This window comes from uncultured Enorma sp. (assembly GCA_905210055.1).
GTDB lineage: Bacteria > Actinomycetota > Coriobacteriia > Coriobacteriales > Coriobacteriaceae > Enorma.
The window spans coordinates 1-5,792 of sequence record CAJLVH010000121.1; the positions used below are offsets into that span (position 1 = coordinate 1).

At 63.8% G+C, this 5,792-nt stretch carries 5 protein-coding genes; 3 read left to right on the forward strand and 2 right to left on the reverse strand.

The window, feature by feature from the left end; translation table 11 throughout:
- Nucleotides 1–791 (reverse strand): Clp protease N-terminal domain-containing protein (locus tag QZ079_RS07525; RefSeq protein ID WP_297037178.1); only part of this gene is annotated, 791 nt, incomplete at its 3' end.
- 335 nt (nucleotides 792–1,126) lie between these two features.
- Between QZ079_RS07525 and QZ079_RS07530 the strand changes: the two genes are divergently transcribed.
- The 3 genes from QZ079_RS07530 (at nucleotide 1,127) to QZ079_RS07540 (ending at nucleotide 3,695) form a co-directional block, all read left to right on the forward strand.
- A complete protein-coding gene (locus tag QZ079_RS07530) occupies nucleotides 1,127–1,681 on the forward strand; it encodes a hypothetical protein (protein WP_297037181.1) in 555 nt (184 codons plus the stop codon).
- Between the two features lie 225 nt (nucleotides 1,682–1,906).
- Nucleotides 1,907–2,746 carry an alpha/beta hydrolase family protein gene (locus tag QZ079_RS07535; RefSeq protein WP_297037184.1) on the forward strand — a complete coding sequence of 280 codons (840 nt, stop codon included), beginning with the start codon at nucleotides 1,907–1,909 and terminating at the stop codon, nucleotides 2,744–2,746.
- Between the two features lie 49 nt (nucleotides 2,747–2,795).
- On the forward strand, nucleotides 2,796–3,695 hold the full coding sequence (locus tag QZ079_RS07540; protein ID WP_297037186.1) for an alpha/beta hydrolase family protein: 900 nt from the start codon (nucleotides 2,796–2,798) through the stop codon (nucleotides 3,693–3,695).
- Between the two features lie 97 nt (nucleotides 3,696–3,792).
- Here the strand turns inward: QZ079_RS07540 and QZ079_RS07545 are convergent, their stop codons facing one another.
- Nucleotides 3,793–5,670, reverse strand: coding sequence for an ABC transporter ATP-binding protein (locus QZ079_RS07545; RefSeq protein WP_297037189.1), 1,878 nt, complete (start codon nucleotides 5,668–5,670; stop codon nucleotides 3,793–3,795).
- Nucleotides 5,671–5,792 lie beyond the last annotated feature (122 nt).

Genomic DNA, 5,792 nt, shown 5'->3' on the forward strand with positions numbered 1-5,792 from the left:
TTGAGCACCGCCTTTAGACGATCCTCGAACTCGCCGCGGTACTTCGCGCCCGCCACAAGCGCGCTCATGTCGAGCTCGATGAGGTCCTTGTCGCGCAGGGTGCTCGGCACATCGCCCGCCACGATGCGCTGGGCGATGCCCTCCACGATGGCGGTCTTTCCCACGCCCGGCTCGCCGATGAGTACGGGGTTGTTCTTCGTGCGGCGGCTGAGCACCTGGATGGTGCGACGGATCTCTTCGCTGCGCCCGATCACCGGGTCGAGCTTGCCAGCGCGAGCCAGGTCGCACACGTTGCGGCCGTACTGCTCGAGCGCTTCGAACTGCATCTTACCGTCTTCCGTGGTCACACGGTCGTCTCCGCGCAGCTCCTGATAGACCTCTTCGATGCGCTCGCGCGTGACACCCGCATCCCTGAGCAGACGACCGGCGTCGCCCTTATCTTCGGCAAGCGCCATAAGCAGATGCTCGGTCACCACGAAATTGTCCTCCATCTTGGAGGCCAGCTTCTCCGCGCGATCGAGCACGCGCACGAGGTCGTTCGAAAGGCCCATCTGCGTGACACCGCCCGTCACCTTCGGCGCGCGCTCGATGACGTCCTGCGCCGCGCGGCCGAGCTGCGCCGGGTCCGCACCGATGCGCTCGATGACGACGGAGATGTTGCGCTCGCCTGCCCCGAGCAACGCAGCGAGTAGATGCACCGGCTCGACGGCACCGGCCTCGGCGTCACTTGCAATACCGATGGCTGCCTGCAGCGCCTCTTTCGAGGTCATTGCTAGTTTGTCGATTCTCATGAGAATCACCTCTCTTGGGGTGCGACCACCCTGCGGGGCGGTCCTTGTTCTATCGAGGCTATTGTTTCCGCTGCGCCGCCACTCTATACATAAATCTAAGTCTCTCTATATAAGATTTTCTAAGCGAAAGAAAAGCAAATGGTGCTCTGCTATCACGTTTCAGATTGTCGCTTAGGGCGAGAGATGGGCAGGCGCGCAGTTAGAGCGAGCCGCCTCCCCAGGCAATCCCTCCTGATGGCTGGACGGAACATGTCCCAACCAACTCCGTAAGGGACTGGTAAGGGCTTCATCAAAGATTCGGCGCGCGGAAAGCGGAGGCATACACTAAGGACCTGGTGGCGCTCAACCTAGCACAGCGCCCCGGGATGCTCTCGCGCATCATCTTCAACGCCCCCGTCGCGGTGGCCGTCTGTCTTTCGTGCCTGTTCTGCCCGTCGCTCGTGTTGGAGCATCCGGGCACGGCGGATGCCATCGTGCTCTGCGTCATGCTCATCGCTGTCATGATCGGGCGCGCGACGCTTGTGGACCTCGGTGTCCGGCTCACGCCCGCGGGCGCGCGCGTGCTCGCCCAAGCCAACGCCAACGTGCGCTGGGCGGAAGGTGTGAAGCGCGGCAGCGTCGCGGTTTCCCTGGGGCTCGCGCCGGACGAGGTGGTGCGCCTCCTGGCGACACTTCTCGCCATGGGTCGCCACGACCTTGCCGCCGACGTCGCGGAATGCCTTGCCTGCAAGGGCTATGTCGACCGCCTAGACGATTCGCGTGCATGCGAGGCCATCGATTTCTGCACTCGACGCCCCTACAGCAACAATTCCGCGATGCGCACGGAATTATCCCCAGCCGACGTGCTCCTCGAGAGCGTCGCCGACACTGTCGACCGCATGCGAAGCTGAAGCATCGACCAGGAGCGGAAAAGGGTTGGTTGGGAATCTGTTCCATCCAGCACGTTCGCGTGTCGCACCGTCCGGCGTGAGGCCCAGTCCCATGGGTTGGATGGAACACACCTCCAACCAACCTATCCAACCCCGACACACGCAGTATACTGAAGACATAGAGTTCCCTCGTCAGCCGGTGCCCCACGAGCGGCCGGGAGCGTTCGACCACGCAGAGGAGTTTTCATGGCACGCCTGAGCGTAGACTACTACTCACCATCCCTTATGCGCACGACCACGCTCGACGTAATCCTGCCCGTCGACGACCACGGTGCCGCGCTCGGCCTCGACGCCTTGCGCCGCAGCGACCCCGCCGCCTGGGAGCGCACGCCCTGCCCACCGGAGCAGCCGCCGTTCAAAACGCTGTTCCTGCTCCACGGCATATCGGGCAACCACCGCGACTTTATCTCTGAGACGCGCATCCGCACCTGGGCGGAGCAGCGCCAGCTCGCCGTGATTATGCCGTCGGGCTACAACGCGTTCTACCTCGACCAGCCGGACGCGCACAACTATTACGGCCGCTTCGTGGGCCTTGAGCTCGTCGAGTTCGCGCGACGGATGTTCCCACTCTCGCGCCGGCGCGAGGACACCTTCATCGGCGGCATCTCCATGGGCGCCTACGGGGCGCTGCGCAACGGGTTCAAATATGCCGAAAACTTCGGTTGCATCGTCGCGCTCTCCTCGGCCATGCTCATGAACGACTTCGACAGCGTGGTCTCGGACGACCTCTTCTTCCTGAGCCGCCCGTTCCTCGAATCCGTCTTCGGCGATCTCGATGCGGCCGTGAACAGCGATAAGGATCCGCGCCGGCTGGCGGCCGACGTGGTCTATTGCGACCGCCCGCGACCGCGCGTATTCATGGCGTGGGGGTCGAGTGACCCGCTCGCTCCGCCCAACCGGGAACTCGCCACGCGCCTTCGCGATACAGGGATCGATGTCGAAACCCGCGAGATGGAGGGCGGGCACGACTGGGATTTCTGGAACGTCGCACTGCCGCAAGCGCTCGACTGGCTTCCTCGCTCATAGATTGGTTGGATCACGTCCCTAACCAAACCCTCAACCCAAGGAGGAACCCATGGCTCTGCTCCGCGCCGATTTCTACTCCACCTATCTCCAGCGCAACGTCATGCTCACCGCTGTAATTCCCGTCGATAAGATGGACGGCGAGAAGCGCGCGAAGGGGCGTCGCGGGCCGTACCGGACGGTATACCTGCTGCACGGCCTCTTCGGCCGCGACGTGGACTGGATTGACCGCACACACGTGGTCGAGACGGCTGAGGCGCGCGATATCGCGCTCATCATGCCCTCTGGCGAGGACGGCCTCTACCTCAACAAGCCCGAGATCGATGAATGGCACGGCAAATTCATCAGCGAGGAGCTCATCGAGGTCACGCGGCATCTGTTCCCGCTCTCGAGCAAGCGCGAGGACACCGCGCTCGCCGGCATCTCCATCGGCGCGTACACCGCCGTCATCAACGGCCTGTTGCGCCCCGACCGCTTCGGCAGCATCATCGCACTCTCCGGCACGTTCATGCGCGATCGAATCCTCGAGGCCGTCGACTCGCATTCGCCGCGCAAGCGCAAATATTACGAGCGGTTCTTCGGCGACCTCGACACGGTGATAGGCTCGGAGAAGGACTACGTTGCGCTAGCCGAGAGGTTCAGCGCGAACCCCGAGCTGCCGAAGCCGCGGTTCTATATCGCATGCGGCGAGAGCGACAACCTCTGCCAGAGCAACCGAGACTTTTCCGAGTTGCTGCGCGCCAACGACTTCGATGTGACCTATTGGGAGCCCGAAATCGGCGGGCACGAATGGCCGTTCTGGAATGCCTGGATCGACTGCGCACTCGACTGGTACGCGCCAGGCGAGATGAAACCCACCACAGCCGGCGGCGACTACTCGGCGCTCACGAGCCTGCGGGCACCGGACAAAGCCATCCCCATGACGGGCGAAAACCCAGACAATCTCGGCTAATAGGACTTGAACGGGTTGATCGAAGGCACGCTCCAGCAAACTTACTAGAAGCGAAAAGGGGTTGGAAGGAACACGTCCCCAACCAACCCCTCCGCATTTATGCGAACTGCGAGTTGTAGAGGTCGGCGTAGGCGCCGCCGGCGGCGAGCAGCTCCTCGTGCGTGCCTTGCTCGATGATCGTGCCGCGGTCCATCACGAGGATGAGGTCGGAGTCCACGATCGTCGAAAGCCGGTGTGCGATCACGAAGCTCGTGCGTCCGCTCGTGAGTGCCTCCATCGCGGCGACGATGGCCTTCTCGGTACGCGTGTCCACGCTCGACGTCGCCTCGTCCAGAATGAGGATCGACGGATTCGCAAGCAACACGCGCGCAATCGTCAAAAGCTGGCGCTGGCCCTGGCTGATGTTCTCGGCGTCGTTCGCAAGTTCGGTGTCGTAGCCGTGCGGCATGGTGCGCACGAAGAAGTCGACTTGCGCGGTCTTCGCCGCCTGCACGATCTCCTCGCGCGTCGCGCCGTCGCAGCCGTACGCGATGTTCTCGGCAATCGTCCCCTCGCGCAGCCACGCGTCCTGCAGCACCATGCCAAAGTTCCGGCGCAGGTCCGCGCGGGTCATGGCGTGCGTGTCCACGCCGTCGAGCGTGATACGGCCGTCAATCTCGTAGAAGCGCATGAGCAGGTTGATGAGGGTCGTCTTGCCGGCACCCGTCGCGCCCACGATCGCCACCTTCTGCCCCGGCTCCGCCACGAAGCTCACGTCGTGCATGAGCGGGCGCTCGGGGTCGTAGCCGAAGCGAACGTGCTCGAACGCCACGCGCCCCCGCACCGGATGCTCCACCTCGGCGGGCTCCACGGGATCAGGCTCGATCTCGGGCTCGTCGAGGATGTCGAACACGCGCTCCACCGCGGCGAGCGCGCTCTGCAGCTGGTTCATGGTGAGCGAGAACTGCGTGAGCGGCTCGGCCGCAGTGTTCACGTACTGGAAGAACGCCTGCAGCGTACCGATGGTGAGCTGCCCCGCGATGAGGAAGCTCGTACCCAGCAGCGCGAGCGCTACCTGCGAGAAGCGCACCAGGCAGCGCACCATGGGACCCACGACGTTCGTCATGAAGTCCGTGCGGCGCATGGTATCGGCAAGCGTCTGCGTCGCCTCACGGATGCGCGCGGAACTCGCCGCTTCCTGGTTGAACGCACGAATCACGATGCGCCCGGAATACGCCTCTTCGACATGGCCGTTCAGGATGCCCACCGCCCGCTGCTGGCGCGCGGCGAGCACGAGCGTGCGCTTCGCGACGAGGCGCGTCATAACCATGGCCGCCGCCGCGAAGACTAGGAAGACCGCCGTGAGCACCACGTTGTAGCGCAGCATCATGAGGACGGCGCCGATGACCGAGCCCACCGCCATGAGCATGGAGAGCAGGCCACGCTGCAGCACCTCAGACACCTTGTCGAGGTCGTTCGTCGCACGGCTCATGATGTCGCCGGGCTTGTTGGCGTCGAAATACTTGAGCGGGAGCACGTTGAGCTTCTGCGCGATAGCATGGCGAAGCTTGAGGTTGAGGCGCTCCGCGAAACTTGCCATGGTAAACGCCTGAAGCGTGTAGAACGCCCATGCAACCGTCCAGATACCCAGGAAGATGAGGCATTCGCGCCCACCGGTATCCCAACCGATGCTGAACGGCTCGCCCGCGGCGAACGCCTGCTGGATGTTCGCCCACAGCAAGTCGATGAGGTGGGCGCTGTATGCCGGCGCGGCGATCTGCGACACCGTGTAGCACACGATGCTCACGAGCACCACGGCGAAACGCCAGTGCTCCCCGCGAGACGCCTTCCACAGGCGCCGCACCACGGCAAGCGCATCGCGCGGCACCTCGGCGTCTTGCTCTGCGCTCACATCTTCAAACTGGCCCGATGCCTGCTCTACAAGTTCTTGCGCCTCGAGCTCCTCTGAACGGATGGCTTCATTCTCGCGCGGCATGCTACTCACCTCCCTTCACAGCGCGGGCTTCCGAGGCCGACGCCTGAACACCGGCCGTCTTGTCAGGGTCGCTGAGCACTGAATATGCCTCCGAAGCTTCCTTGAACTTCTCCTCGGCGGTC

Bases quoted from the DNA above. Each gene is read 5' to 3' on its own strand.
- QZ079_RS07535 (WP_297037184.1), top strand. From the start codon at position 1,907: ATGGCACGCCTGAGCGTAGACTACTACTCACCATCCCTTATGCGCACG.
- QZ079_RS07540 (WP_297037186.1), top strand. From the start codon at position 2,796: ATGGCTCTGCTCCGCGCCGATTTCTACTCCACCTATCTCCAGCGCAAC.
- QZ079_RS07545 (WP_297037189.1), bottom strand. From the start codon at position 5,670: ATGCCGCGCGAGAATGAAGCCATCCGTTCAGAGGAGCTCGAGGCGCAA.